This is a genomic window from Tannerella serpentiformis, assembly GCF_003033925.1.
Lineage (GTDB): Bacteria > Bacteroidota > Bacteroidia > Bacteroidales > Tannerellaceae > Tannerella > Tannerella serpentiformis.
The window spans coordinates 1,592,013-1,618,312 of sequence record NZ_CP028365.1; the positions used below are offsets into that span (position 1 = coordinate 1,592,013).

A 26,300-nucleotide genomic window follows, 5' to 3' on the forward strand; every position below is an offset into this window, starting at 1 on the left:
GTCTCGTAAAGGTGTGCGCAGCGATTGCGGAGAGCTAAACGCGTCTCGTAAAGGTGTGCGCGGCGATTGCGAAGAGCTAAACGCGTCGAGTTTGGGGATCCGCAGCGAAAAAGTCTTGCCAAACGCGTCAAGTTTAGGGAGGTGCCGAAAAAAAGAGTAGGTTGAATAGCTCTTTTTTGGAATGTAGACGCCGTATAGATTCGCAAACAGCCTCTTTCTCCTAATTCATACGCCGTATAGGCTCATAAACAGAGGCTGTTTTGTATCTCATACGCGGTATGAATCCGCGAATAGAGTCTGTTTCTTTATGTATACGACGTAAGAGTCTGAAAATAGATGCTGTTTCTTATGCTCTACCTGAATAAGGCCCTCCGAAAGGCTCTGTTTGTGGGCCGATGCGACGCATGGAGTTGGAAACAGACTCTGTTTATATGCCTATACGGCGTATGAGATATGAAAAAGAGTCTGTTTCTGGAGCATTACGCCTTATGAATAGCAAAACAGCGTCTGTTTGTAGAGCTATACGTGGTATAGATTAGCAAACAGACGCTGTTTCGGAGCCTATACGACGGCTGATATTCGAAACACGATAAATTCACCTACCCCATTTCGCTGCATATCCCCGAACGCGCCGCGGGAGGCTCATCGACGAGCTTAGGCAGGGCTAACGGGGACCATTTTATAGAGTCGATCGGAGGGACGAACCTTTTCCGCGGTGCGGATGGAGAATCGCTCGCCCTTCGAAGTGGTTTGCACGGGCTGGAGGTCGACTCGAATCTCGCGGATGGTCTCAAAGACGGCGCCGGTGGTGGGGCCCGTGATCACGACCTCGTCTCCGACGCTGAGCGAGCCGCTCTCCATCTCGAACTCGGCCACGCCGATGCCGCCGAAGTACTTCACGCCGCGGGCCACGTACTCCTTGCGGCGCGTGGCACTGGAGCCGTAGCGGTGGGTCCACTCGCCGAGGCGCTGGCCGAGGTAGTAGCCGTTCCAGAAGCCACGATTGAAGACGGTCGAGAGACGCTCGTCCCAGGCGGCAATGCGCGCCTCGTCGAAGGTGCCGTCGCAGCAGGCCGTGGCGGCCTCGGCGTAGCACTCCGTGACGGTGCGCACGTATTCCGGCCCCCGCGCGCGGCCCTCGATCTTGAAGACGCGCACGCCGGCGTCGATGAGTTTGTTGAGGAAATGGATCGTCTTGAGGTCTTTGGGCGACATGATGTAGGCGTTATCGACGTCCAGCTCGTGGTTCGTCTCGCGGTCGCGGACGGTGTAGCTGCGGCGGCAAATTTGGTTGCAGGCGCCGCGGTTGGCGGAGGCGTTCATCTCGTGCAGGCTGAGGTAGCATTTGCCGGAGACGGCCATGCAGAGGGCACCGTGGCAGAACATCTCGAGGCGTATCTGTTCACCCTTGGGCCCGCGGATGTCACGCTCGCGGATGGCCCGATGGATGGCGCTGACTTGATCCAGATTGAGCTCGCGGGCCAGGACGGCCACGTCGGCAAAGCGGGCGTAGAAGGCCAGGGCTTCGACGTTGGCGATGTTGAGCTGGGTGGAGAGGTGAACCTCCTGACCGATGTCGGCGGCATAGCTCATGGCGGCCACGTCGGCAGCGATGATGGCCGAGACGCCGGCCTCGAGCGAGGCGTCGATGATGCGCCGCATGGTGTCCAGATCGGCGTCGTAGAGGACGGTGTTGACGGTCAGGTAACTCTTCACGCCGTGGTCGGCACAGGTGGAGGCGATGCGTCGGAGGTCGTCCGTGGTGAAGTTGTTGGACGATCTTGCGCGCATGTTGAGCCCCTCGACGCCAAAGTAGACCGAGTCGGCTCCGCCCTGAATGGCGGCCATGAGCGACTCGTACGACCCGGCCGGTGCCATCACCTCCAGGTCGCTTCGCTGATATTCCTTATTCATGTTGATGATATTCCACGTAAAAATTTGGGGCCGCAAAGGTGCAGCGGGGTACGGGATAAAACCAAACCGCCCCGAATTGTCGAGGCCGGTAGCTGGCAAACTTCGCCGGCGGCCGCAGCCGCCCCGCCCCGTCCCCACGCAGCAAAGGCGCCTATCTTTGCCGGCCAATCAAACAGAACCCTATAATGGACGTAAGAAAGATCGTCAATCAGACCGTTAAGATCGTGTTGCCCCTGTTGCTGGGCGGGCTTCTCTTCTGGTATCTCTATCGCGAACAAGATTTCGGCGCCATGATGGACGTGATCCGTGGCGGCGTGCGCTACGATATCCTCCTCTTCTCACTGCTCTTCGGCTTAGCCGCCAACGTGACGCGTGGCTTCCGCTGGGGGCTGCTTATCGACTCGCTCGGCCGACGTGTTCGTCGGCGCAACGTCGTCTTTGCTGTCCTCGGCAACTACGCCGTCAATATGGCCCTGCCGCGCGTGGGCGAGATCTGGCGCTGCGGTGTGACGGCCAAATACGAGCGTGTGCCTTTCACCAAGCTCTTAGGCACGCTCTTCGTAGATCGCATCATGGATACGCTCATGGTGGGCCTGCTCACGCTCAGCCTCGGTGTCTTCAACATCGGCTTCTTCCGCCACTTCTTCGCTGAGAATCCCCCGACGCTGGTTGCGACGCTGATCACCCTCGTCCGCTCCCCGTGGACGTACGTCGGGCTGGTCGGAGCCGTGGTGCTCGCATGGTTCGTCTTCGTGCGCATGAAGCATTTACCCCTTGTCCGCAAGCTGACCGAGATGCTGCTAAACGTCTGGGAAGGCGTGCGCAGCCTCTGGACGATCGAGCACAAGGGGCGCTTCCTGCTCCAGACACTGGCCATCTGGGTCGGCTACTTCCTCTACTTCTACACCACCTTCTACGCCTTCGAATTCACTGCGCCTTTGGGTATACGCATCGGACTGATCGCCTTTGCCATGAGCAGCCTCGGTGTGGCAGTGCCTGTGCAGGGGGGTATCGGTGTGTGGCACTTTATGGTCATCTCGACGCTTGTAGCTTTTGGCGTAGATCGCACCGATGCAGCCGCCTTTGCGTTGGTTGTCTTCACGGTGCAGACAGTCTGGGTCGTGCTCTGTGGCCTCTTCGGGATCTTCGCCCTGCCGCTGCTCAATAAGGACGAGGAGGGGAAAGACGAGGCGAAGAATGAGCTAATACAAGCTGGTGCGTGAGCTTTTTCGGCACAAAAAAGGCCGGCCCCCGATGGATGGAGGTCGGCCTAAGCCATAATGTGCGGGCGGGTTACTTGCGATCCGAGGCGATGAGCTCGAGGAGGCGATCGACGGCCTCGGACTCTGGGATGCTGCGTAGGACGCACTCCTTGCCGCGGTAGAGGCTGACGCGGCCGGGGCCTGCGCCCACGTAACCGTAATCGGCATCGGCCATCTCGCCGGGGCCATTGACGATGCAGCCCATGATGCCAATCTTGACGCCCTTGAGGTGGCCCGTGGCGGCTTTGATGCGCGAGATCGTCTGGTGCAGGTCGTAGAGCGTGCGGCCGCAGCCGGGGCAGGAGATGTACTCCGTGCGACTCATACGGCGGCGTGTGGCCTGGAGGATGCCGAAGGCTAGGCGATCGGTGTCGGGCGTGCTGTGGCTGCCCTGGGTGAGGAGGAGGCCGTCGGCGATGCCGTCGATGAGCAGGACGCCAAGGTCGGCTGAGGCAGCGATGCGCAGGCGATCGAGATCCGTCTCGTGGTAGTCGCGGCGTAGGATGACGGGCGCTTGGCACGCTGCGGCGCGGAGGCGCAGGATGGCGGCACGTGTCTCGTTGACGCTGTCCGTGTGCACGCTGCGGAGGATGATCACGGAGGATTCGTCCGTGTTGAGGGCCTCGAGGCGAGAGTCGGTCAGCTCGTCCGGTGTCAGCTCCACGAAGTGGGGCGCGGGGACTGTGCGACGTTTGTCTTTTGTGGACGTGAATGTGCCGTCAGGCAGGTGGCGGAGGTAGTCCGGGCGGAGGGTTTCGTCGGGCTGATCGCCATCGGCATACTCTGCGAGGACGACGGGCTGGCGACCGCCGCCGATGTCGGCCACCATACGTGTGCGGCGGAAGTAGTCCGTCTCTGTGCCCACGTAATCGGCGGGCATGGGCGCGTATTCTTCTGCACGTGTGCGGTTGATATGGTCGATGAGCTCACGGGCTACGGGGATCTCAGCCTCGGGTGGCTCGCTGAGGGAGACGCGGATGGTGTCGCCGATGCCGTCCGTGAGTAGGGCGCCGATGCCGACGGCACTCTTGATACGTCCGTCCTCGTCGTTGCCCGCCTCGGTGACGCCAAGGTGAAGCGGATAGTGCATGCCCTCGCGATCCATCGTGCGGACAAGCAGGCGGACGGTGCGCACCATGACGACGGTGTTCGAGGCTTTGATGGAGATAACGACGTCGTCAAACTGCTCCTCGCGGCAGAGGCGGAGGAATTCCATGCAGGATTCGGTCATGCCCTCGGGCGTGTCGCCAAAGCGCGACATGATGCGGTCCGAGAGGGAGCCGTGGTTGACGCCGATACGGATGGCGGTGCCATGTGCGCGGCAGAGGCGGAGGAAGGGGACGAAGCGCTCGCGGATCTTGCGGACGCCCTCGGCGAAGTCTTCGTCGGTGTAGTCGGCGCGGAAGGTGCGCGCGCCATCGACGTAGTTGCCCGGATTGATGCGCACTTTTTCCACGAACTCGGCGGCCACGTCTGCGGCTTTCGGGTTGAAGTGGATGTCGGCAACGAGGGGCGTGTGGCACCCCTGCTCGTTCAATCGTTTACGGATAACGCCGAGGTTACGGGCCTCGCGTATGCCCTGGGCGGTGAAGCGGATGTATTCGGCGCCGGCGCGTGCCATGCTGATCGCCTGAACGACGGACGCATCCGTGTCCATGGTCGATACGTTGGCCATAGACTGGATGCGTACGGGGTAATCCCCGCCCAGCGGGGTGTTACCAATGGCGACTACCGAGGTAGGTCGTCGTTTCAATTTGTCTTGAATTTGAATTGGACGCTGGCCAACTCTTCGTTGGCCTTGACGATTTTCTTTTTGAGTCCCTCCTTATAGTTGGCCAGTCGACGGGCCAGCGCCTCGTCGCTGAGGGCGAGCATTTGAGCGGCCAGGATGGCAGCGTTCTGTGCGCCGTTAATGCCGACTGTGGCTACGGGGATGCCGGGAGGCATTTGCACGATGGCCAGAAGGGCGTCGATGCCGTCGAGTGAGGCGGCGATGGGCACGCCGACGACGGGCAGGGTGGTCATGGAAGCGATGACACCGCAGAGGTGTGCGGCCATGCCAGCGGCGGCGATAATGACACGGATGCCACGCCCTTCGGCGCCTTTGGCAAATCGCTCCACTTCCTCCGGGGTACGATGGGCAGAGAGGGCGTTCATTTCGAACGGGATCTCCATCTCATCGAGGAATTGGGCGGCTTTATTCATCACGGGCAGGTCAGAGACGCTGCCCATGATGATGCTGACTTGTGGGGTCATCCGATGAGGTTCTTGTAGTCATCGGCCGAAAGGAGTCCGGCTACTTCAGCGACGTCAGCGGGTTTCACCTTGATCAGCCAGCCTTTGCCATACGGATCGGAGTTAACGAGCTCGGGCTTATCCTCAAGTTCGGGATTCACTTCGAGCACCTCGCCAGCTACGGGCATGAGCAGGTCAGAGACGGTCTTGACAGCCTCAACGGAGCCAAAGGCCTCGTCCTTGGCCAGCGTCTCGCCCTCGGTGGCGATGTCAACGAATACGATCTCGCCCAGCTCCTGCTGTGCATAATCGGTGATACCTACGAAGGCGGTGTCGCCTTCCACGCGGATCCATTCGTGATCCTTCGTGTACTTCAGTTCTGATGGAAAGTTCATGATGGTGTTATTGGTTTGATTAATGTGAAATTTATCGCGGGCAAATGTAGGGTGAGATATTTGGTTTGAAGCGGTGGCGATGCGTTTGCACCCTCGGAAAGCACTTCGCCACCCTCCACCCTCTACCCTCTACCCTCTACTCTCTACCCTCTACCCTCTACTCACAGCTCCTTCCTTAGGCGAGCCACAGGAATGCCGAGTTGCTCGCGGTATTTAGCCACCGTGCGGCGAGCAGGGGTGTAGCCTTTGGCTCGGAGCAAGGCGCAGAGGGCCTCGTCGGTCACAGGGTTGCGCTTGTCTTCGGCGTCGATCGTCTCGCGCATGATCTTCTTGATCTCGCGGGTGGAGATCTCCTCGCCTTGGTCGTTCAGGACGCCCTCGGAGAAGAAGAACTTGAGGGGGTAGATGCCGAAGTTGGTCTGGACATACTTGCTGTTGCTGACGCGTGAGACGGTCGAGATGTCGTAACCCGCATGCTCGGCCACGTCCTTGAGGATCATGGGGCGGAGCTTCGTTTCGTCGCCGGTGAGAAAGAAGTCGGTTTGCAGCATGAGGATGGCCTCCATGGTGCGCTGGAGTGTCTCGCGACGTTGCCGGACGGCGTCGATGAACCAGCGGGCGGCGTCGAGCTTTTGCTTGACGAACTGCACCGCGTTGCGCATTTCCGGGCTACGGTTGGACTTGTTGCCGAGATAGTCGCGAAACATGTCGGCGTACTCACGGTTCACGTGCAGCTCGGGGGCGTCGCGCTGATTCATGCTGAGGCTGAGCTGGCCGTTGTGGCAGTCCACGATGAAGTCCGGCGTGATGCGGTTCATGGCCGTGTCTGAGGCCTCGTTCCAGCCGTTACCGGGCTTGGGGTTGAGGCGGGTGATCTCACGCAGGACGGTCTTGAGCGCCGCCTCATCGAGGTCCAGCGCACGGCGGATCTTCTCGTAATGCTTGCGGGTGAAGGCGTCGAAATGCTCGTTGAGGATGCGCAGCGCCAGGGCGGTGTCGGGCGTGGGGCGCTTCTTTTTCAGTTGCAGGAGGAGGCACTCGCGGAGGTCACGGGCACCGACACCGGCCGGCTCAAAGTCCTGAATGATGCGTAGGACAGCCTCCACGTCCGCCTCGTTGGCCTCGATGCCGGCCTTGAACATCAGGTCGTCGGCCACGGCCGAGAGTTCGCGGCGCAGGTAGCCATCGTCGTCGATGTTACCGATGATGTAACGGCCTATTTCGCGTTCGCGCTCCGTGAGTGAGCGCAGGCTGAGCTGCTCTTCGAGGTGGTCGTGCATGGAGGGCCCGACGGCAAAGGGGATCTCCTCGCGCCGCTCCTCCGCGTTACTCATGGCGCGGAGCTGATACTCGGGGATGTCGTCGTCCGTGAGGTAGTCGCCCAGATCGGCCAGGGAGCTGTCCTCCGCCGTCATCTCGTCGTCCGGGTCGGTAGCGGGTTCGTCGTCCGATTCGGTCGGGTCGCGTCCTTCCTCTAAGGCGGGGTTCTCCTCCAGCTCCTGTTTGATGCGCTCTTCCATCTCCAAGGCGGGCAGCTCGAGCATACGGACCACCTGGATTTGCTGCGGTGAGAGGCGTTGCTGCAGGCTTTGCTGTAACTGTTGTTTCTGCATATCTGATACGTGGGGGGGAAATCGTTCTGCTGTGATGATCTGCGGGCAAAAGTAGCGCAAAAGGGGAGCGGCGCAGGCCTTCACCCCGCCGGTTTGGCCCCAAACGCAGCCCCCCTCGAGGCTTCCCCCGGCTGGTTCGCCCCTAAACGTAAGTCCGCAGGGCCATCCGCCGTCCGGTTGGGGGCGAATGGAGGTGTATATGCAATGCTTTTACATTAAAACCCATTATAGTCTTATGTATATAGAATGATTTTAATGTGATACGATATAATCTCAGATATATGCAAATAGCTTTTGCTGTAAAAGCATACAGCCTGCATTGACATATCCATGCTTTTATATGAAAAGGATATGATGTGTACTATATATCCTATGCTTTCAATCTAAAAGCATCAAACCTGCATCGTCTATTTCATGCTTTCAGTCTAAAAGCCTCATATACACTCTATGCATAATATGCTATCACTATAAAAGCACTATACTTTCAATGCAGGTAGTTGTCTTTTAATATGAAAGCCTTGAATAGACTCCCCTTTTTAGGGCCGTGGTGCGTGGGTGAAGGCTTGTCGGGACACGTTTAGAGGCCGCGAGGTGTGGGTGAAGGCCTATTAGGACACGTTTAGAGGCCGCGGAGCGTGGGCGAAGGGCAAAAAGAGGCGGCGCCTCTGCCTACCTTTGCCCCGGATCAGAGAACCATACCGCTATACATATGACTTCCTTCGACATCACCATCCTCGGCTGCGGATCGGCCACGCCCACGCTGCGACATGAGGCCACGGCGCAGGTGATCGACCTGCGCGACAAGCTCTACCTCATGGATTGTGGCGAGGGGGCGCAGCTACAGATGCGGCGCTACCACATCCGCTTCAATCGCATCACGCACATCTTCATCTCTCACCTGCACGGCGACCATTGCTTCGGTCTGCCCGGGCTACTCTCCACGCTCGGCATGCTGGGCCGGACGGGTGAGCTGGTCGTCCATGGGCCGCATGCTCTCGAGGATTTCCTCCGGCCCATCCTCGCCGTCTTTTGCAAGGACATGCCCTACGAGGTGCGCCTCGACCTGATCGACCCCACGCAGCACGCGCTTGTGATGGAGGATCGCTCCGTCAGCGTCTGGTCCATCCCCCTCAGCCACCGCATCCCCGCCTGCGGCTACCTCTTTGCCGAACACCCGGCCGAGGCGCACATTCGGCGCGATATGATCGACTTCTATCAGGTGCCCGTCCATGCGCTGCGGGCCATCAAGCAGGGGGCCGACTATGTCACCCCCGACGGCATCACCGTGCCCCACGAGCGGCTCACGCGTCCAGCCACACCGCCACGCCGCTATGCTTTCTGTTCGGACACGGAGTTTCTGCCCTCCATCGTGCCCCTCGTCGAGGGTGTGGACTGCCTCTACCACGAGGCTACGTTCATGGAGCGAGATGTGGCGCGCGCCCGCCAGACCTTCCACTCCACTGCCCGCGAGGCGGCCGAGATCGCCCGTCGGGCAGGTGTAAAGCGCCTTGTGCTCGGTCATTACTCGGCCCGTTACGACGACCTCGCGCCCCTCCTCGCCGAAGCCACGGCCGTCTTCCCCCACACCACGCTCGGCCAAGAGGGCATGCGGGTGGCGCTGTGAGGGGGAGAGCTGTTGAGGTGCTTGTTTGTTGAGTTGTTGAGAGGAATGAGATGTGCCTGTCGGGGAAAGCTGCTCATCTCTGTCTGGCATAACTTAACACCTCAACAATTCAGGCCTTAGGACGCGTCTCAGGCCTTGTGCCGTTTTCTCATGATCGTATCTTTGCGGCGTGTAGAACCTGCCAAGCCTCTCAACGATGCTCAAATCGGCAGGTCGTTTTATTTTATACCGTTTCGTGTTCATGAAAAAAGCCCCTTACACCAAGCGCCCTTTGTCCATCTCTGAACAACTCGCTCGATTAGAAGAGCGGGGACTTCTGATTGATGAGAAGAAGAAAGCTGAAAGATACTTGCGCACCATCGGCTACTTCCGGCTGAGTGCTTATTTCTATCCTCTGCTGTTGGAGCCTAAGACGGACCACCTATACAAGGCTGGTTCTCGCTTTACTGATGCCCTCAATATGTATCGTTTCGATCGGAAACTGCGGCTGTTGGTGTTCTCTCAAATTGAGAAAATTGAAATAGCTGTCCGTGCATCCATTGTGCGTGTAGGAGTGGATACGACTAAGAGCGTATCCTAGTTTTTGGAAGAACAGTTTTTTCATGACAGAGGTCGTTTTGAGAAGTCGCGAGGCCTTATTATGAAAGAATGGAACACCTCCAAAGAGGACTTTGTAGAACACTTCAAAACATGTTATACCGAAGAAAATAAACCGGTCTGGATGCTTGCCGAAATACTTCCTTTAGGGGTGCTCTCGAACTTATACATGAATATTGGGAAGGCCTCTTTGAAAAAAGCGATCGCCAAGGAGTTTGGATTGCCTGCTGATGTTTTCGCCTCCTGGTTGCAGTGCCTTTCCGGTGTCCGTAATATTTGCTGTCATCACAATCGGTTATGGAATAGGCAGCTTCCTAACAAGCCCAAAACACTTGAACGCCCCGTTCACCCGTGGATTGATCAGCAGGAGATTCATGCCGGGCGCACCTATTATAAACTGGCCATGATCCGATATATCTTGATTTCGGTAAACCCTCGCAATCGTTTTACCCCCAATCTGAAAAAGCTCATCGATGAATATCCGACGGTTGACATAGCAGCGATGGGTTTCCCTCCCGATTGGGAGTCACAGCCTTTATGGCTGTTATAGCACAAGGCCTGAGACGCAAATAATACTTGCACGTCTCAGGCCTTGTCGTATAAGGTCCCGTCAGGGGATAGGGCGGCGCTGCTTACTGCCGTGCGTGTCGGATGGACGGATCGGCCGTGAAGGGGTGGGCGCAGCGGGCGGTGTCACAAGGGACGGTCGGCTGTTGCTGCGCATAGCCCTCGTGGGGCGTGGCGGCGGGTGAGATGGAGGTTTCGCCCTTCATCTCGGAGCGGGTGTGGTTGTAGTTGGCCGCCAAGACGACGACCAAAAGGAGCAGTCCGGCTGCGGACTTTTTGCGATTGGCGATTTGATTCCTATTCATAGTGCTGATTGATCATGTTTCAAGCGGGTTGAATGAGGTGGGCGCCGACGATCTCGCCATAGATGGCGGTGTGGAAGTCGCGGTTGCTGCCGGTGGCTTCGCTGGGGACGTCCTGCGGGTAACACGACTTGAGTATCGCCTCGTTGCCGGGCAGGAAGCAGTCGGCCTGCTGGAGCTGGCGGTAGAGGATGCGGCACTCGAGGGTGAGGGGAAGCTCGGCCAGGCCGGGCACCGAGACCTCGCTACCGGGCACGAGGTGCAGACCGAGCGTGGCGATCTTGTCTTCGTTGCGCCCGGAGTGGGTGCCGAGGTAACTGATGAGGCGCGTGAGGTGATCCATGCCGGGGGCGGGGAGGTTGACGGTGAACTCGGGGTTGCGGTCGAGTAGGCCGTGGGTGAAGCGTCCGGTGCGGACGTAGGTGATGAAGAGGGGGCGGTTCCACTCGATACCGAGCATGCCCCAGGAGATGGTCATCGAGTTCGTGCGGCCGTCGGCTGAGGCGGTTAGGCTCACGCCCCGACGGAGGGCTTGGAGGATGTGCCCGTGATGCGCTGTGAGCTCGACGGGTGTCTTTTTGAATGCTTCTGTCATTGTGATTCTGACTTTTATAACCTTGAATTGGGCCGCGAAGAAAGTGGTTTTTGTTGGCCGGTGTCTTCTTGTCTATACCTTCTTTTCTTTCTCTTGATGGCCTTCTTTTCTTCCATCAAGGGAAGAAAAGAAGCAAAAGAAGATCAAGGCGTCAGGGACGCCAGCCAATTTGGCCGGGTAGATGATGAGAGTAATCGTGTACCCGGTAATCTTCGCCGGCGGCCGCAGCCGCCTTTCTTCCCTTGATGGAAGAAAAGAAGGCCCCTGCCGGGGCAGGGAAGTTTGGCCGGGTACCTCTTGGTCTGTCATTTACTCAACAAACACCTCGACAACTCAGCAAACCCCTCAACGACTCAACAAACAAACACCTCAACACTTCAACGCAACTCGAGGTTGACGATGCGCTGGTTGAAGCGACGGTGGAAGTAGGGGATGTGGTAGAGGGTGCGGAAGACGAAGGGGAAGCGTCCGCGGGAGTGGTCGCTCATGTAGTACTCGCGGACGAGGTGGATGCGGGGGTTCCAGTGCTCTATCTCGTGGGTATCGAGGACGGACCATTTGAACTCGACCGTCTTATCGGTCTTCTTCACGACGTCGTGATGCTTGGCGTTGTTCACGAGCGAGTAGGCCAGCATGTCGAAGAGGATGGTGGTGCCGTCGGGGAGGTCGCGGCAGATGGCGTCGAAGAAGCTCCGCACCTCTGCCTCGGTGAAGTACATCAGCACGCCTTCGAGGATGAGGAGCACGGGCCGACCGTGGGCGCGGACGGTGTCGATCCAGCGGAAGTCGAGGAGGGACATGGCCAGGTAGGTATTGCGCTCGGTCTCGGGCAGGAGGCGACGGCGGAGGTCGATGGCCTCGGGCAGATCGAGGTCGTACCAGTGGGTGACGGCGGGGCGGCCCAGGCGGTCGTAGCGGGCGTCGATGCCGGCGCCGAGCTGTATGACGACGGCGTCGGGGTGGGCCTCGAGGAACTTCTTGGCCTCGCGGTCGATCAGGTCGGCGCGGATGCAACAGCCGACTTGCGACATGGTGCCGCCCCGGAACTTCGTGAAGTCATAGTCGATGCGGTTCATGATTTCGACCGCCTTCGGGTCGCGCAGCAGGGCGTCTGGCCGATTCGTCTCGGTGGCTTTGGCCCAGAGGGTGATGAGCATGGTTTCGGGTACGCCCGATAGTTTATCTGCTTTCATATTCTGATGGTGTTTATCGTTATGCGATCTTGTTTTACGGCGCAAAGGTATCTCGTCTGAACGGTGATCAAAATCCCTAATTCGGGGGAGGATGAGGGGGGCAATGAGGGGTGTGCTAATAGGTTCGGGAGAAAACTATTTAGAAATATCCCTCTGTAAAAGAAGAAGTTAGTCGGTCGTAGACATTGGATAGGTAACGAAGTAGAAACGAGCGAAGCGCTTGGGGTTGCTAGAATCTGCACAAACAAAGGGCGCTTGTCATTTGAGGGTGCAATGTTACTATGACTATTTGAAAAACAGGCGTTTTTGATGTAATTCTTTCGGTTTGGGAAAGGTCGGGATGGATGGAGCGGATGAATGTCAAACATCATATCCCCCTCCCTCGCTTCTTCTTTTTCCCGGTTTGGTTTCTTAAGCGCCGTTGCCATGCGATCTCGGCGTAGTCTGCGCCGTGTGTCTGTAGAGCTGTGACCTCTCCAGTCTTCGAAAGAAGGCTTTCCGCGGTGTCTAAAGCGGTGTTTACAACGGAACCTGTGACTTGTATGATAGAGGTACTGTCTTTCGTAGGGCTCATGGAGGAATGGGCGAAGGGGATGATGGGCTTCTGCGCATTGCCGATTTCGAACTGTTTCGGCAGGGTGCGAAAACCAAACTCACGACCGATCTCGGAGGCCTTGAAACTGTGCTCGCCGTAGGTAAACTTCAGCCCGTAGACTTTGCCCTGTTTGTTTTTCATGCGGTCGATCGTGACGCCGCTTTGGTGGAGTTCGTAGAGGAACATGGAGTGACCCGACAAGCCTTTTCCGCGGTGTTTGTCCAGTAGGGTGTAGCAGATGCTCCGCACTTGTTGCTTCGTGCGGTCTCTTGCCGGATTGGCTTGGGCTTTTCGATGCGGTCGCGCGGAGTGGACTTCGTTGGCGATGGTCAGCCCGTACTTGCGGCTGAGTTCTTCGGCCACTCTCGCCGCACGATTGCTCACGAATGTGGTGTTGTAGGCCTGCCCACCGAGACTGATCCGATTGGCGATGATGTGGATGTACAGGTTGTCAGTGTCCTTATGCGTGACGGACACCCATTGATGGTCGTCCAGCCCCATCTGCTTGGCAAAGAGCAGTGCGAGGCGGTTCAGGGTCTTGAACGTCATCTGCGGCTCGTCCTGCGGGGCGATGCCGATCTCGATGCGCAGGAACTTGTTTTTGCAGCGACTGTTGTAGTCGCCAATCAGCCTCATCTCCTCGTGGATCTCCTTTGGCGTTTCGCCACAGAGGTTGTGGAGGGCGAGAAGCCGGCCGAGCTTTCCCTCGCGAAAGATGTACTCCAGCGCGTTGCCTCCGTGTGCGATGGCCTTACACTTTGCGATCATGGTCTTCAATATTTAAGCGCTTAAATACCTCCTCGGGGACCCGATAGCGGGAGCTGAAGAACCGCTTAAAAGCGATCTTGGCATAGGTGGCGAGTGCCTTCGTCGCGTCTACCCAGGAGACGTCCTTGACCTTAATCAGGTTAGAAATGTGCGCGTAGAATAGCGCTGTCTGACGGAGGATGGCGAGCGCTTCCTTCTCGTTGTCACCCATCGGAGGGACGGCGATGACGGATCCACCCAGTAACATCTCGCGGCAGTAGTCGGAGTATTTCCGCCCCGCGTTTGTGGCTCTCGAACGGATCCGCTCCTTCTCCTCGGCCGTGCATCTGACCTTGATAAAGGCGGTCTTGTTCGGCTTCTTGTCTTCCTTTTGGGGGTGTCTTTTCATGTGGATAGGTCTTTTCTGTGGTACTTATTCTATGGTTCGGGCCGATGAGAACGGATGTGATTACGGCCCTCTCCACCGACCGACAGGGGCGGGGGAGCAAGCGCAGTTTGTGGGAACAAACTGACGTCTTGCATTACCGTCGTCACGCTCCGTTACATACCCTATAATGTTTCTTACAATCACAGCTTGCTGTGCATTCAGGCAGTTGTTGATTGCTTGACGTGCTTATCGTTCGTGAACTCTTTGATGAATCTGTGTACTTGGATTACAGCTTTCGCCACTCCTCGATCTCCTCGTCGTAGTCTTCCAAATGGGCACGCACGATGCGCTCCACGAAGCTCGAGAGGTTGGCGCCTCGATCTCCCAATCGACGGACAACGAAGTCGGCGCGCTCCTGAGTCGCCCGACTGAGGTAGACCGCCCGACGATCTGTCAGCTTGGCGGGGACGAGGAAGGTCTGCTTGTAAGCCTCCAGCGTCCCTCGTCTCATTTTGGCGCTGATGCGTTTCGGTGTGAGTGCACTCTCGGCATGCACGGATTGCCCGGATGGCTCTGCTTCCTGTGGATGCGTTTCTCCCAAATAGACGTCGAGAAACTCCCGATCTGCTTTGTTGGTGTCTTTCTCTTTCATGGTTGCTATCTCCTTTTTAGTTTGATTGTGTGGGTTGGTTTGGTTGTGATTGGAGCTTGTCCATGTTGTTCTCGTAGGCGACGGATGCGGTTGACATGGAATTCGTTGAGATCCTTGCATCCTTGGTAGTGTACGGCCATGTCTTCCACCAGAAACCCAGCTTCGATGAACGTGCCCAAGGTTCGCCTTCCAGCGTCGTCATTATCGAGGAACGCACGAAGGACCGTGATGTGCCGCTCGCGCAAGTAACGGATGCACCGCCCGACATTAGCCACAGAGTTCATCACGAGGCAATGGTTACCGACCTTTTCTTTCATTGAAAGGAAGGAGAGGAAGTCCATGAAGCCTTCGAAGAGGCAGACTGGCTGCCGCCTGTCGGGAAAGATGGGTGTAATGTCCTTCGGCGCTAGTGTACCCTTGAACAGCCCGGTGCCCCGTAGTTCGTAGCCGCCCGAGGCATTGGCAAAGCCGATGACTTCGTACTCCCGTCCCCTCACTTCGTAGCGGACGCATCGGAGGAAGGGCCAGGCCCGACCGAGGTCGATACACCGCTCTTTTGTCAGGTAGTCTTGCAAATGTGGCGGAAGGTCATCCGATATGCCGATCAATTTTCTTCCTCCGTCTGTTCTCTCGGGGCTATGAAGGTGGGATTCCGTCCGCGGGTAATCGCTCGTCGTGCGACCGAAAATCATCTTCCCCAAACAGCGGATGGCCTCCGGAAGGGTGCACCCCTCGAGCCGCATATAGAGGTCAATAATGCTACCTCCACGGCCCTCGGAATAGTCGATCCACAGGTTCTTCTCGGTGTCTACCTTGAAGCTGGGGTGGCGTTCATCCCGCAATGGTGAACGGTACATTGCATAGGCCGCCAGCCGTCGGACGGGCGTGATGCCTTTACTTTCCAAGTACGCCGTGATGGGGTACCGCCTGATGGTCGATAGGTTTTCTTCTTTCATACTGATCAAACATTGAGATGGGGAATGAAATGGTGTGGTGTTTTATTGGAATGCAAGTGATTTAAGATCAAACGCCCGTACTTTTTGGCTTCTTCTTACTACAAACTACAATCGCCATAATCGACTGTTTCCCAATAGCATCCATGCAAATCGAAGTCACTACGCGGCTGACTACATGTTGCTACTACAGATTTGAAGGAGGGGAGTTCAGTGATCCACTGAAGTCATTTATGTTGCTTCTATCTGCCTGTTTGGTTGGTTTGGATGAGTTTTCGGGGGGTGAAAGTGTGATGAGCATCCCCGGCATCCAAGCATGCAGCGCATTCCGGCATGATGTTGCGTCTGTTTGCTGCCGATTTCTTCAGAGAATAGGCTTTGCAAGGAAGTGATTCGCCCATCCGATAAGACAAAATGGCATTGAAAGGAAAAGAGCTTAGAGACGATTCGCAGGTTGATATCTGCATTCAAATGCCGCTGTTTTCCGAATGAACGGCAGCTGCACCCATGCTATGCCAGCCATTTCCTCACTGTTTTGCGAACGACTCTACATCAGCCCTCGCACTTTGCAGGATTATCGCGATCGAAAGATCATCCCCCTACACGCAGTTCGCCGGTAAGATCCTTTACAAGGTCTCGGATCTTGAAAAGATCTTGGAGGAGGATTACAAAGGGAGAAGCTCCTTATGAACAACCGTCCAAGCGAATAGAGGATTCTGCAAATAATATGCAATATCAGCATGTTACATCGGACAGATGAGATCAAATCGTCATCTTTGCAACGTGATAAGGAAAAAGGCATATTTATTCAATCTGTGGCTGGCAACACTGTTGGTGCTGTCAGTTACTTTTTTGCCTCATCACCACCATTTGAAAGCGGTGTGCTTTACGGAGGAAATCTGTGATGTTGACGGTAACATCAACGATCAGCACACGGCACATCACGCTACAGAGCAGGAATCAAACTCAGAAGACTGCTCTATTGACCAAATCAAGCAAATATTTATAGGAGAAAAGGGCCTGCAACAACTCAAGCAGGCTGTTTCACAACAGGCACATATGCTGTATGCTGTGGTATTGTCCATTCTCGCAATACCTCAAGCCGACGTTTCACCTTATGAAAAAGCATTCCAAGAGCCGCTAATCCGCTTTTTAGATTGTTGTATTTCATCGGGTGGATTGCGTGCACCTCCCATACTGTAATTATATCTCGTTGTTTTTCTCGGGATCTGCAAGAAGCGGATTCCGGCAATTTCACACACATATAATTCACAGTATAGAAACATGATCAATCGAATTATTTTCTTCTCCATCAAACATAAGTTTTTGGTGGTGCTGCTATTAGTTGCCATTATTGGAGGCGGCCTTTACTCGATGAGCACCATCAACATCGACTCAACACCGGATATTACCAACAATCAGGTGCAAGTCATCACTGTATCAGAAAATCTTTCTGCGGCCGATATAGAGCAGTTTGTCACTTATCCAGTAGAGCTGGCCATGTCAAATCTGCCGGGCGTAGAAGATATTCGTTCTGTTTCCCGTTTCGGCCTTTCGGTCGTTACGATTGTTTTTAAGGATGATTTCGGGACTTATCTTCCACGACAGTTGGTTCAAGAAAAACTCGAAGAAGTCCGCGCAGATATACCCGAAGGATTCGGCACACCCGAAATGGGCCCCATTACTACAGGACTTGGCGAAATCTATCAGTACACGCTCGTACCCAGGGATTCGGCCCGATATACAGCACAAGAATTACGCACAATGCAAGACTGGCTTGTGAAGCGGCGCTTATCCATGCTCCCCGGCGTAGTAGAGGTCAATTCGTTCGGCGGAAGTGTAAAGCAATACGAGGTGTCCCTTAATCCGGAAAAGCTCAAAGCAATGAGTGTAAGCATTAGCGACGTGTATGAGGCCTTGAGCCGCAACAATGCCAATACAGGCGGTGCATACATTGAGAAGAACCATATGGCCCACTTTATTCGAGGTGAAGGCTTGGTGAAGTCATTAGACGATATAAAAGACATTGTCGTAAAGAACAACAACGGCCGACCGATGCTCATTCGCGACATAGCCGACAAGGTGGATTATGGATCACAGGTCCGCTATGGCGCATTTACGCAAGATGGGCGAGAAGCTGTGGGTGGAATGATACTGATGCTCAAAGGAGCTAATTCAGACAAAGTGGTAACCGCTGTGAAGGAAAGGATGAGGCAAGTACAAAAGTCCCTTCCGTCGGACATTGAGCTGAAACCTTTCCTCGATCGATCCAATCTGATAGGCCGCACCACAAGCACCATCGCTCGTAATCTGATTGAAGGTGCGCTCATTGTCATCTTTGTGCTCGTCTTATTGTTAGGCAGTGTACGCGGCGGAATCATCACGGCCTCTGTCATACCACTATCACTGCTTTTTGCTTTCATTTTAATGCGTGTCTTCGGCGTATGGGCCAACTTGATGAGCCTTGGTGCCATAGACTTCGGCATTATAGTGGACGGCGCTGTGATTATTGTCGAAGGCGTTGTTTTCGAAATAGAGTGCCGCATTCGTCAGCAGCAAGATTCCCTTAGTCGCACGGATATGGATGAGATCAGTTATAAGGCCTCTTCCACGATGATGCATTCCGCATTCTTCGGTCAACTCATCATCCTCATTGTGTTTACCCCTATTTTATTCCTCGCCGGCGTAAGTGGAAAGATGTTTGCGCCTATGGCTTACACCTTCTCGTTTGCTGTACTGGGTGCTCTCATACTTTGCCTAACGTATGTGCCGATGGTGTCTTCATTATGGATGAACCCTTCAAGCCATGCGGATAGTTATATGGCACGTGCAGAACAAAAATTAGAGCAGCTGAGCAATCGTTTTATCGGGGCCATAATCCGTGTTTACAGGCCGATGCTTACCTTCGCTTTGCGGCATAAACGGAGTGTTATTCTCTCCGCCATAGGACTGTTTGGGGTGGCTGTCTTTGTTTTCTCGAAAATGGGTGGAGAGTTTATTCCCGAGCTGGATGAAGGAGACATTGCCATGCAAACGTTTCTGCGACCGGGCAGCTCACTTTCAGAGACTATTGAAAGGGAGAAAGAGGTGGAAAGGCTTTTGTTAAGGAGCTTTCCGGAGATCAAGACCGTATGTGCCCGGATCGGTGTGGCTGACATCCCCACGGACCCAATGGGCTTTGATTATACAGACAGCTTTATCATCTTGGAAAAAGATAGGAGCAAGTGGACATCAGCCAAAAGCAAAGAAGAGCTGATAGAAAAGATCAAGGCGAAACTGCAAACGTTACCCGGACTCAATTTCGCTTTCTCTCAGCCCGTAGCGCTCCGTTTTAATGAGTTGCTGACCGGGGTACGCGAGGATGTCGCGGTAAAACTTTACGGTGATGATCTCGAACAATTGAATAAGCTGGGCGAACAGATGGTAAATATCATCAGTAAGGTGCCGGGGGCAGGTGATGTGGCTCTTGAACGCACAGCCGGACTACCACAGATCACTGTAAAGTACGACCGTCGCCGCTTGGCTCAGTACGGGTTGGAGGTAGATAAGCTCAATCGCTATGTGAGTGCAGCCTTTGCAGGAGGTCCGGCCGGAGTCGTCTTCGAGGGTGAAAAGCGCTTTGACCTTGTGTTACGCTTGAGCGATACTTATCGCAAAGGCATCGACAATCTGAGGTATCTGTTCATCGATCTTCCTGACGGTAGACAGATTCCGCTTGGTGAGGTGGCCAACATCAGCTATCAATCAGGCCCTATGCAGATCTCGCGCGACCAGGCTTCGCGCCGCATATATGTTGGGGTGAATGTTCGTGGGCGTGATGTGGCGTCAGTGGTGGCCGACATACAAAAGCAATTAGAGAGACAGCTCGAATTGCCTCCCGGCTACCATCTGACCTATGGCGGAGAGTTTCAGAATCTACAAGAAGCTAAAGAGCGCCTGGCCGTTGTACTGCCAATCGCCTTATCGCTCATTTTCTTGCTCCTCTATTTCGCTCTCAATTCGCTTAAGCAAAGCCTGATGATTTACATGGCTGTTCCGCTGGCCACGATAGGCGGTGTTTTTGCTTTGGCCTTACGGGGAATGTCTTTCTCCATCTCGGCCGGTGTTGGCTTTATCGTGTTGTTCGGTGTGGCTGTGCTTAACGGACTTGTGCTTATCAATCGTTTCAACGCTCTCAAACAAGAAGGTGTGACCGACATAAATAGAAGGATCATCTTGGGTACGAAGGAGCGCATCCGCCCTATTTTACTCACAGCTACGGCGGCCATGCTGGGCTTCTTGCCGATGGCGGTGTCTGCTTCTGCCGGTGCAGAGGTGCAGCGTCCGTTGGCTACGGTTGTAATCGGTGGCCTTTTTACAGCCACGTTACTCACGTTAATCATCGTCCCTGTGCTATATGCTTTGGAAGAGAAATCGGGGCGGCTATCGTTCAAACGGTCGCTTCCCCTTACGCTGTTAATCATAGCATTTGGGGTAGGTGCTCCCGTCCAAGCCCGTTCTCAACAGAAAGTAGATCTCAAACAAGCCCTTGTGTTGGCCGAGCAGTATTACCCGACGATGAAAGCTGCGCAATTGTCCGTAGATCATGAAACGGCGATGAAGGCCGGCGTAAACGACATTGGGACGACCGAATTCTCTGCCGGTGCAGACGAAATCGGTAGGGGAAATGAGGGCACTTTCACCCTGCTCAGTGTGCGGCAAAACCTTCACTTTTTGGGTAACAAGGCGCGCAGTCGCCATCAATCTCAAATGGTGTCCACGGCCAGCGCTGCGGCAGAACTCACCCGCAAGCAGTTGCAGAAGAGGGTCAGCCAGGCCTATGTCCAAGCCTATGTCGCCGGCCAACGAATGGAGGTTTATGCGACAATAGACTCTATCTATGGTAGCTTTGAAATGGCGGCAAAAGCGAAATACGATGCCCGAGAAACCTCCTATCTGGAATACCTCACGGCCAGGAAGAAGGCCATACAGACGGCTGAAGAAAAGCGGCAGGCTGCAGATGACTATCGCATAGCCGTGATGCAGCTCTCGCTGTGGTTAGGCGATGGTGTCTACGAGCCGACGGTTGCCCCGGAAGAGCCTTTGCAGGTCGCGGATAGAGACAGCGTAGCCGATAGCCCACTGTCGAGACTTTACGCCGAGAAAGTGAAGCTGGCAACTGAGAATATCTCTTTGGAAAAATCGAAATCACTCCCCACGTTCTTCGTAGAAGGAGGAACGAAAATGATGGGAAATCGCATGGGCTATTGGAGCATCGACGTCGGGGTGAGCGTTCCCCTGTTCAGAAAGTCTTATCGGGCACGGGAGAAGGCAGCACGCATCGAGCGTGATATGGCTACGGCTGACTTCGAGGCGGCTCAAATAGCACTCCGCGCAACGGAGAACAGCCTCATGGCACAGTATCAGAAGTGGAAACGTTTGCTGATGTATTATCATCAAACGGCCTTACCCACCGCACGCGAGCAGCAGAAAGGGGCCGCAGCGGCTTATCGCTTAGGGGCCACCGACTATATCGGATTCATTCAGACTATGGGCGATGCCGTCCAAACAGAACTCGACTATTGGACGGCCTACGAACAGTTACTTCAAACACAAATCGATTTACAATATCTCAACCTATGACGACAATGAAAAAGAAAGCATGCTTATATATCGCCGCAGCCCTGCTCGTAGCATCATGCGGCACAAAGAATGAACAGGAAGAAGGCCGAAGCGAGGACTTGCCCGAAAAGAACACCGTGGAGCTTACCGACAAACAAATGCAACAGCTGAACATCACGACCGGTGCATTGGCCGATCACACCTTTGCCGGAACCATTCAAGCAAGTGGGCGGCTCACCACCTCGCCGCAAGGCGAGGCTTCGATAGCGCCCAAGATGGGGGCCAATGTGGAGCGCGTGCTGGTCAGGGAAGGGCAAGAGGTGACGAAGGGGCAAGTGTTGGCCTACCTGTCTCATCCAGACTTATTAGAGATCCAGTCGCGTTATCTCACGGCGGTTAACCGTCGCGATTATCTCAGTAAAGAGTACCAGCGACAAACTCAGATGATGGACGAAAAGGTAGGCGCCGGCAAAGACTACGACAGAACAAAATCGGAACTGCAAATCATCAACAGCGAGATTCGCATGCTGACGACACAACTGCAACAATTGGGAATCGCACCCTCATCCCTAAGGGCCGGAAAGGCAGTCTCGGCCATTGCCGTAACCAGCCCCATAGCCGGAACCGTGGAGCGGATCGATGTGGAGACGGGGCAGTATGCCGCCCCTGAAACGCCTATGATGAGAATCATAAACACGCAAAGCCTCTTCGCCGAATTGCAGGTCTATCAGAGCGATCTGCCCCGATTGCAAAAAGGGCAAGAAGTCGATCTGCAGGTGCAGGCTGCCGGAGATGGAGGAAAGGTCTTCAAGGGTAAAATCTACGCCATCGGGAAAACGTTTGACAGCAACATGCAGTCCGTCCCCGTAAGGGTGGATATGGATGGGGCTAAGGATGCACTCATCTCAGGTCTCTATGTGGAAGCGCAAATTGCAGCAGGCGTTTCGACGATGAAAGCTGTACCGGCAGAAGCCGTGGTGGATGAAGAGGATAAGTCGTACATCTTCGCGGCGGTAAGAGTCGGTGACAAATGGACGTTTACCCCCATTGCTGTGACGAAAATCAAAGAAGAGAATGGCATGGTGGCAGTAAAGCCCGTCCAAGAAGATTTGAAGATGGAGGGAAGAACGGTGGCTCTTTCTGGGGCTTACTATCTACTCTCCGAAATGAAAAAAGGAGAGACCGGCGAGGAGTAGCAGAGGCGATAAAGCCTTCCTTTCCTCGATGGGGAAATGGCCTCTCCCGAAGGTTGGACCCATTTCCTCAGTCGGGAAATGACCTCTCCCGAAGGTTGGACCCATTTCCTCAGTCGGGAAATGGCCTTTCCCGAAGGTTGGACCCATTTCCTCAGTCGGGAAATGGCCTCTCCCGAAGGTTGGACCCATTTCCTGACTCGGGAAATGGCCTCTCCCGAAGGTCGGACCCATTTCCTCAGTCGGGAAATGACCTCTCCCGAAGGTTGGGCCCATTTCCGAGGCTCGGGAGTGGCCTCTCCCGAAGGTTGGGCCCATTTCCGAGGCTCGGGAATGCCCTCTCCCGAAGGTTGGACCCATTTCCGAGGTTCGGGAATGCCCTCTCCCGAAGGTTGGACCCATTTCCGAGGCTCGGGAATGCCCTCTCCCGAAGGTTAGACCCATTTCCGAGGCTCGGGAATGGCCTCTCCCGAAGGTTGGATTCCTTTGAGGCTTGGGGAAGAAGGTGGCTGGCATACGTCGAATCATTACTGCATAAGAATTGCATATCCAATCACATCATCATGATAAAGAACAAGAAATTACAGCGAATCATCCTCTCCGCACTCCTACTCATCGCAGCCGTGGCGGTGGAGAGAAACGCCGTGTTGCCCGTATGGCAACTACTGTTGATCTACTTGCCTTCCTACCTGCTCGTGAGTTACGACATCTTGGCTGAAGCCTGGGAGGGCATTATGGAACGAGATCCATTCAACGAACATCTGCTGATGAGCATAGCTACGCTTGGCGCTATGCTGATCGGCTTCCTGCCCGGCGCCGAGCCGGAGTTCACCGAGGCTGTCTTTGTGATGCTCTTCTTTCAGGTGGGCGAACTGTTTGAAGAATATGCCGAGGATCGCAGCCGACGCTCCATCGCCGAGCTGATGGACATCCGTCCGGATACGGCCACGGTGGAGCGTAACGGTGTAACCGAGGCGGTGCACCCCGAGACTGTAGCCGTGGGAGAGCTGCTTGTGCTGCGACCAGGAGACAAAGTGCCGATGGACGGCATCGTCATCGAAGGGACATCAAGCCTGAACACCGTGGCGCTGACGGGCGAGAGTGTTCCGCGCACAGTGGGCCGCGGCGACAGGGTCATCTCGGGCTGCGTCAATGTCAGCGGAATGATCAAGATGCGGGTGGAGAAGAGCTTCGGCGAATCTACCGTCTCCAAGATCATTCGTCTGGTAGAAAGCGCCGGAGAGAACAAGTCGAAGAGCGAAAACTTCATCACCCGTTTTGCGAAGGTCTATACTCCCATCGTGGTCTATATCTCTCTTGCGCTGGCCATCCTGCCGCCACTGCTCTCGGGCGACTTTGTAGCCGTCTTCCCGCTTTGGCTGAATCGCGCACTCACCTTCTTAGTTGTGTCCTGCCCCTGCGCCTTGGTGCTATCCATCCCTCTGACCTTCTTTGGTGGCATCGGTGGGGCTTCGCGACAAGGCATCCTTATCAAGGGCGGAAACTACATGGACACGTTGGCCAAGGCGGACACGGTGGTGTTTGACAAGACGGGCACCCTCACGCGGGGCGTGTTCAGCGTAAACGCCATACACCCCAAGGCAATCAGCGATCGGGAGCTGCTCCATTTAGCCGCTCACGTAGAGCGTTTCTCCACGCACCCCATCGCACAGTCGCTGCGTGAGGCATACCCCGAAGAGTCGGACGACTGCACGGTGAAGGATGTGGAGGAGATAGCCGGACATGGCATCCGCGCTCAAGTCAATGGCCGCAGCGTGAGCGTGGGTAACACGAAAATGATGGACAGCATTGGCGCCCAATGGCTGCCTTGCAAGCTGATAGGTACAATCATACATCTGGCTGTGGATGGCACATACATGGGGCACATCGTCATCTCTGACGAGATCAAAGACGACGCCAGCGAAGCCATTGATGCGCTTAAAGCCTTGGGCGTACGAAAGACCGTCATGCTTACCGGCGACCGCAAAGAGGTGGGTGAGGATGTGGCCAAGCGGATCGGAATCGACGAGGTGCAGACCGGATTGTTACCGGCCGATAAGGTGAGCCACCTTGAGCGATTGATGAAGGAGAAGAAAGCCGGAGGCAGTCTGCTCTTCGTCGGCGACGGCATCAACGATGCGCCTGTACTAGCCCGTGCGGACGTAGGCGTGGCTATGGGTGCCCTCGGATCGGACGCAGCAGTAGAGGCTGCCGATGTGGTATTGATGGACGATCGTCCGTCGAAGGTGGCAGGAGCCATATCCATCTCTCGCAAGACCATCGGTGTGGCCATGCAGAACGCATGGTTTGCTATTGTGATCAAGGTGCTCGTACTCCTTTTGGCCGGATTTGGCATCGCCACGATGTGGATGGCCGTCTTTGCAGATGTCGGCGTCACCGTCTTAGCCGTGTTCAATGCCATGCGGACACTGCGAGTGAAGAGTTGAATCTCTCTCTCTACACAAAGGCATATCACATGAAAGAGGAATGAAAAAGAAGGGGAGTAAGGTGTAGTCAGAATGGTTTCATCTATCCTGACTACACCTCAACCCCTCTTCTTTCACTGTATTACCCCCATTGTAGTCATGTAGTAAGATAGAATCAGTGAAAGGGAAAAAGTATGCCGTTTTACGTTAGACAGCCGTCCTAGGAATCACACTGAAGCCGCTTGTTGCTTTTGGATCAGCTTGTCCATGTCTTCCGAGATCTTTTTGTCCGTCACCTGCGCATAGATCTGCGTGCTGGAGATGGAGGCATGTCCCATCATCTTGGCGATGCTCTCTATCGGGATGCCTGCGCTGAGCGACAGGGTTCCGAACGTGTGGCGTGCCATGTGGAAAGACAGTCGTTGCCTGACGCCACACGCCAGTCCCACAGTACTCAGTTTGCTATTCATCACACTGCGGCTGCAACTGCGTGGAAAGATAAGGTCCTCGCCTTTTCCTTTCACCGCCTGATTCTCCCGGCATCTGCTAAGGATCTCCTCCGCGATCGGATGTAGCGGCACGACAGACTCGACTTTTGTCTTCTGCCGTTCCTTGCGGATATACCTCCCGCCATCGGCAGCTGTTTGAATGTGCGAGAACTTCAGGCGTTCCATATCCGCAATGGCCAGTCCGGTGAAGCAGGAAAAGAGGAACATCTGCCGGGCCTGCTCTGCGTCCCTGTCGTTCACTTTCAGCGCCATGAGCTTGGCCACGTCGCTCTTTTGCAAGAATCGAATCTTCCTTTCCTCTTTTTCATAGGTGACATCTTCAAAAGGATGGCAGCGGATGACTTTCAAGTCTACCGCACGATACATCAATCGACTCAATCGGCAGAGGTGCTTGTTCATGGTCGATGCCGCCAAACCGCGTTTTTTGAGAAAGAAGCGGAAGTCCTCAAACAGATCTTCCGTAATGCCTACGAGGGGGATGTCTCGCCCTCCGTTTTCCTTCATGAACGCCCGAAGCAGCTTGTCCGAATAGATCAGGTTTTGGTAGGTGCTTTCAGCTTTCGACTTGCCTACGCATGCCTTCACAGATTGCAGTTCCGCCTCGCTCATGGCCAAAAGGGTGGTCGGTACGGCGGCAACGCCCTGCAAGCGGTTCTTGAGCAGTTCTGCACTGACTATGCCGTCCTTCGTGAGCATTTCCGCGTAAGTCTTTTCCACAAGCTCCTTGAACGCTGCGAGGCGTTGGTTGATTTTCTTTTCGCCGGCTGTCCCCTGTCTGCTGTTCCATTCGGCCGGCAGACATTCCTCACCTGTGGTAATAGCTGTGCTCCTACCATCGATAGTGACGCGGCAAAAGATGGCTGTCTTGCCGTCTGCTTTTGTCTTCTGCCTGTTGATGTAGAACAGGATCTTGAATGTACTTCTCATGTTGGTCTGTGG

The 26,300-nt window shown here is 55.3% G+C and carries 19 protein-coding genes and 2 pseudogenes; 8 read left to right on the forward strand and 13 right to left on the reverse strand.

What is annotated here, in order from left to right; all coding sequences use genetic code 11:
- Nucleotides 1-654: 654 nt before the first annotated feature.
- On the reverse strand, nt 655-1,914 hold the full coding sequence (locus C7123_RS06565) for a peptidase U32 family protein (protein WP_069176211.1): 1,260 nt from the start codon (nt 1,912-1,914) through the stop codon (nt 655-657).
- Nucleotides 1,915-2,099: 185 nt separating this feature from the next.
- Here C7123_RS06565 and C7123_RS06570 point away from each other — a divergent pair, with 185 nt between their 5' ends.
- The gene (locus C7123_RS06570; RefSeq protein ID WP_069176212.1) at nt 2,100-3,137 is read left to right on the forward strand and encodes a lysylphosphatidylglycerol synthase transmembrane domain-containing protein; all 1,038 of its coding nucleotides are present in this window, start codon (nt 2,100-2,102) and stop codon (nt 3,135-3,137) included.
- Between the two features lie 70 nt (nt 3,138-3,207).
- Here the strand turns inward: C7123_RS06570 and ispG are convergent, their stop codons facing one another.
- The 4 genes from ispG to rpoN all read right to left on the reverse strand — a co-directional run bounded on the left by ispG (nt 3,208) and on the right by rpoN (nt 7,419).
- Entirely contained in the window at nt 3,208-4,929 is a 1,722-nt protein-coding gene (ispG, locus tag C7123_RS06575) for a (E)-4-hydroxy-3-methylbut-2-enyl-diphosphate synthase (protein WP_107490614.1), read from the reverse strand.
- On the reverse strand, nt 4,926-5,432 hold the full coding sequence (purE, locus tag C7123_RS06580) for a 5-(carboxyamino)imidazole ribonucleotide mutase (protein WP_069176214.1): 507 nt from the start codon (nt 5,430-5,432) through the stop codon (nt 4,926-4,928). Before purE ends, ispG begins: the two co-directional genes overlap by 4 nt.
- The gene (gene gcvH / locus C7123_RS06585; protein ID WP_069176215.1) at nt 5,429-5,806 is read right to left on the reverse strand and encodes a glycine cleavage system protein GcvH; all 378 of its coding nucleotides are present in this window, start codon (nt 5,804-5,806) and stop codon (nt 5,429-5,431) included. The genes purE and gcvH overlap by 4 nt, the downstream gene beginning before the upstream one ends.
- A gap of 161 nt (nt 5,807-5,967) precedes the next feature.
- Complete coding sequence (gene rpoN / locus C7123_RS06590; RefSeq protein WP_069176216.1) at nt 5,968-7,419, reverse strand: RNA polymerase factor sigma-54; 1,452 nt, start codon at nt 7,417-7,419, stop codon at nt 5,968-5,970.
- Between the two features lie 709 nt (nt 7,420-8,128).
- On the opposite strand from rpoN, the gene C7123_RS06595 reads away from it, so the two are divergent.
- Both C7123_RS06595 and C7123_RS13330 read left to right on the forward strand, forming a co-directional pair.
- Nucleotides 8,129-9,043, forward strand: a complete 915-nt coding sequence (locus C7123_RS06595) for a ribonuclease Z (RefSeq protein WP_038010849.1) — start codon at nt 8,129-8,131, stop codon at nt 9,041-9,043.
- 241 nt (nt 9,044-9,284) lie between these two features.
- A pseudogene (locus tag C7123_RS13330) lies at nt 9,285-10,190 on the forward strand (Abi family protein).
- 82 nt (nt 10,191-10,272) lie between these two features.
- On the opposite strand, the gene C7123_RS06610 reads toward C7123_RS13330, so the two are convergent.
- From C7123_RS06610 to C7123_RS06645, 7 genes are all read right to left on the reverse strand, one after another.
- Complete coding sequence (locus C7123_RS06610; RefSeq protein WP_069176217.1) at nt 10,273-10,512, reverse strand: hypothetical protein; 240 nt, start codon at nt 10,510-10,512, stop codon at nt 10,273-10,275.
- A 19-nt stretch (nt 10,513-10,531) separates the two neighbouring features.
- Nucleotides 10,532-11,104: a flavin reductase family protein gene (locus C7123_RS06615; protein WP_069176218.1), complete on the reverse strand. Its 573-nt coding sequence runs from the start codon at nt 11,102-11,104 to the stop codon at nt 10,532-10,534.
- A 377-nt stretch (nt 11,105-11,481) separates the two neighbouring features.
- Nucleotides 11,482-12,297 (reverse strand): class I SAM-dependent methyltransferase, encoded by an 816-nt coding sequence (locus tag C7123_RS06625; protein ID WP_069176220.1) that lies wholly within the window; start codon nt 12,295-12,297, stop codon nt 11,482-11,484.
- Between the two features lie 367 nt (nt 12,298-12,664).
- Nucleotides 12,665-13,660, reverse strand: a complete 996-nt coding sequence (locus tag C7123_RS06630; RefSeq protein WP_069174875.1) for a relaxase/mobilization nuclease domain-containing protein — start codon at nt 13,658-13,660, stop codon at nt 12,665-12,667.
- Nucleotides 13,644-14,048 carry a plasmid mobilization protein gene (locus C7123_RS06635; protein ID WP_069174876.1) on the reverse strand — a complete coding sequence of 135 codons (405 nt, stop codon included), beginning with the start codon at nt 14,046-14,048 and terminating at the stop codon, nt 13,644-13,646. The genes C7123_RS06630 and C7123_RS06635 overlap by 17 nt, the downstream gene beginning before the upstream one ends.
- A gap of 265 nt (nt 14,049-14,313) precedes the next feature.
- The gene (locus C7123_RS06640; protein ID WP_069174877.1) at nt 14,314-14,679 is read right to left on the reverse strand and encodes a DUF3408 domain-containing protein; all 366 of its coding nucleotides are present in this window, start codon (nt 14,677-14,679) and stop codon (nt 14,314-14,316) included.
- A 5-nt stretch (nt 14,680-14,684) separates the two neighbouring features.
- Nucleotides 14,685-15,635: a toprim domain-containing protein gene (locus tag C7123_RS06645; RefSeq protein WP_069174878.1), complete on the reverse strand. Its 951-nt coding sequence runs from the start codon at nt 15,633-15,635 to the stop codon at nt 14,685-14,687.
- 533 nt (nt 15,636-16,168) lie between these two features.
- Between C7123_RS06645 and C7123_RS06650 the strand changes: the two are divergent.
- The 5 genes and pseudogenes from C7123_RS06650 to C7123_RS06670 form a co-directional block, all read left to right on the forward strand.
- Nucleotides 16,169-16,322: pseudogene (locus tag C7123_RS06650) on the forward strand (helix-turn-helix domain-containing protein); the annotation flags it as partial.
- Nucleotides 16,323-16,415: 93 nt separating this feature from the next.
- Complete coding sequence (locus C7123_RS06655; RefSeq protein ID WP_069174879.1) at nt 16,416-16,835, forward strand: DUF6769 family protein; 420 nt, start codon at nt 16,416-16,418, stop codon at nt 16,833-16,835.
- Between the two features lie 81 nt (nt 16,836-16,916).
- Nucleotides 16,917-21,254: a CusA/CzcA family heavy metal efflux RND transporter gene (locus C7123_RS06660; RefSeq protein ID WP_069174880.1), complete on the forward strand. Its 4,338-nt coding sequence runs from the start codon at nt 16,917-16,919 to the stop codon at nt 21,252-21,254.
- A gap of 5 nt (nt 21,255-21,259) precedes the next feature.
- Nucleotides 21,260-22,429, forward strand: coding sequence for an efflux RND transporter periplasmic adaptor subunit (locus C7123_RS06665; protein ID WP_069176327.1), 1,170 nt, complete (start codon nt 21,260-21,262; stop codon nt 22,427-22,429).
- Nucleotides 22,430-22,989: 560 nt separating this feature from the next.
- On the forward strand, nt 22,990-24,873 hold the full coding sequence (locus C7123_RS06670) for a heavy metal translocating P-type ATPase (RefSeq protein WP_069174881.1): 1,884 nt from the start codon (nt 22,990-22,992) through the stop codon (nt 24,871-24,873).
- A gap of 206 nt (nt 24,874-25,079) precedes the next feature.
- On the opposite strand, the gene C7123_RS06675 is transcribed toward C7123_RS06670, so the two are convergent.
- Entirely contained in the window at nt 25,080-26,288 is a 1,209-nt protein-coding gene (locus tag C7123_RS06675) for a site-specific integrase (protein ID WP_069174882.1), read from the reverse strand.
- Nucleotides 26,289-26,300: the final 12 nt, after the last annotated feature.

What these genes read in the sequence shown, in the direction of transcription:
- C7123_RS06565 (WP_069176211.1), bottom strand. Translation starts at nt 1,914, where the DNA reads ATGAATAAGGAATATCAGCGAAGCGACCTGGAGGTGATGGCACCGGCC.
- C7123_RS06570 (WP_069176212.1), top strand. Translation starts at nt 2,100, where the DNA reads ATGGACGTAAGAAAGATCGTCAATCAGACCGTTAAGATCGTGTTGCCC.
- purE (WP_069176214.1), bottom strand. Translation starts at nt 5,432, where the DNA reads ATGACCCCACAAGTCAGCATCATCATGGGCAGCGTCTCTGACCTGCCC.
- gcvH (WP_069176215.1), bottom strand. Translation starts at nt 5,806, where the DNA reads ATGAACTTTCCATCAGAACTGAAGTACACGAAGGATCACGAATGGATC.
- rpoN (WP_069176216.1), bottom strand. Translation starts at nt 7,419, where the DNA reads ATGCAGAAACAACAGTTACAGCAAAGCCTGCAGCAACGCCTCTCACCG.
- C7123_RS06595 (WP_038010849.1), top strand. Translation starts at nt 8,129, where the DNA reads ATGACTTCCTTCGACATCACCATCCTCGGCTGCGGATCGGCCACGCCC.
- C7123_RS06610 (WP_069176217.1), bottom strand. Translation starts at nt 10,512, where the DNA reads ATGAATAGGAATCAAATCGCCAATCGCAAAAAGTCCGCAGCCGGACTG.
- C7123_RS06615 (WP_069176218.1), bottom strand. Translation starts at nt 11,104, where the DNA reads ATGACAGAAGCATTCAAAAAGACACCCGTCGAGCTCACAGCGCATCAC.
- C7123_RS06625 (WP_069176220.1), bottom strand. Translation starts at nt 12,297, where the DNA reads ATGAAAGCAGATAAACTATCGGGCGTACCCGAAACCATGCTCATCACC.
- C7123_RS06630 (WP_069174875.1), bottom strand. Translation starts at nt 13,660, where the DNA reads ATGATCGCAAAGTGTAAGGCCATCGCACACGGAGGCAACGCGCTGGAG.
- C7123_RS06635 (WP_069174876.1), bottom strand. Translation starts at nt 14,048, where the DNA reads ATGAAAAGACACCCCCAAAAGGAAGACAAGAAGCCGAACAAGACCGCC.
- C7123_RS06640 (WP_069174877.1), bottom strand. Translation starts at nt 14,679, where the DNA reads ATGAAAGAGAAAGACACCAACAAAGCAGATCGGGAGTTTCTCGACGTC.
- C7123_RS06645 (WP_069174878.1), bottom strand. Translation starts at nt 15,635, where the DNA reads ATGAAAGAAGAAAACCTATCGACCATCAGGCGGTACCCCATCACGGCG.
- C7123_RS06660 (WP_069174880.1), top strand. Translation starts at nt 16,917, where the DNA reads ATGATCAATCGAATTATTTTCTTCTCCATCAAACATAAGTTTTTGGTG.
- C7123_RS06665 (WP_069176327.1), top strand. Translation starts at nt 21,260, where the DNA reads ATGAAAAAGAAAGCATGCTTATATATCGCCGCAGCCCTGCTCGTAGCA.
- C7123_RS06670 (WP_069174881.1), top strand. Translation starts at nt 22,990, where the DNA reads ATGATAAAGAACAAGAAATTACAGCGAATCATCCTCTCCGCACTCCTA.
- C7123_RS06675 (WP_069174882.1), bottom strand. Translation starts at nt 26,288, where the DNA reads ATGAGAAGTACATTCAAGATCCTGTTCTACATCAACAGGCAGAAGACA.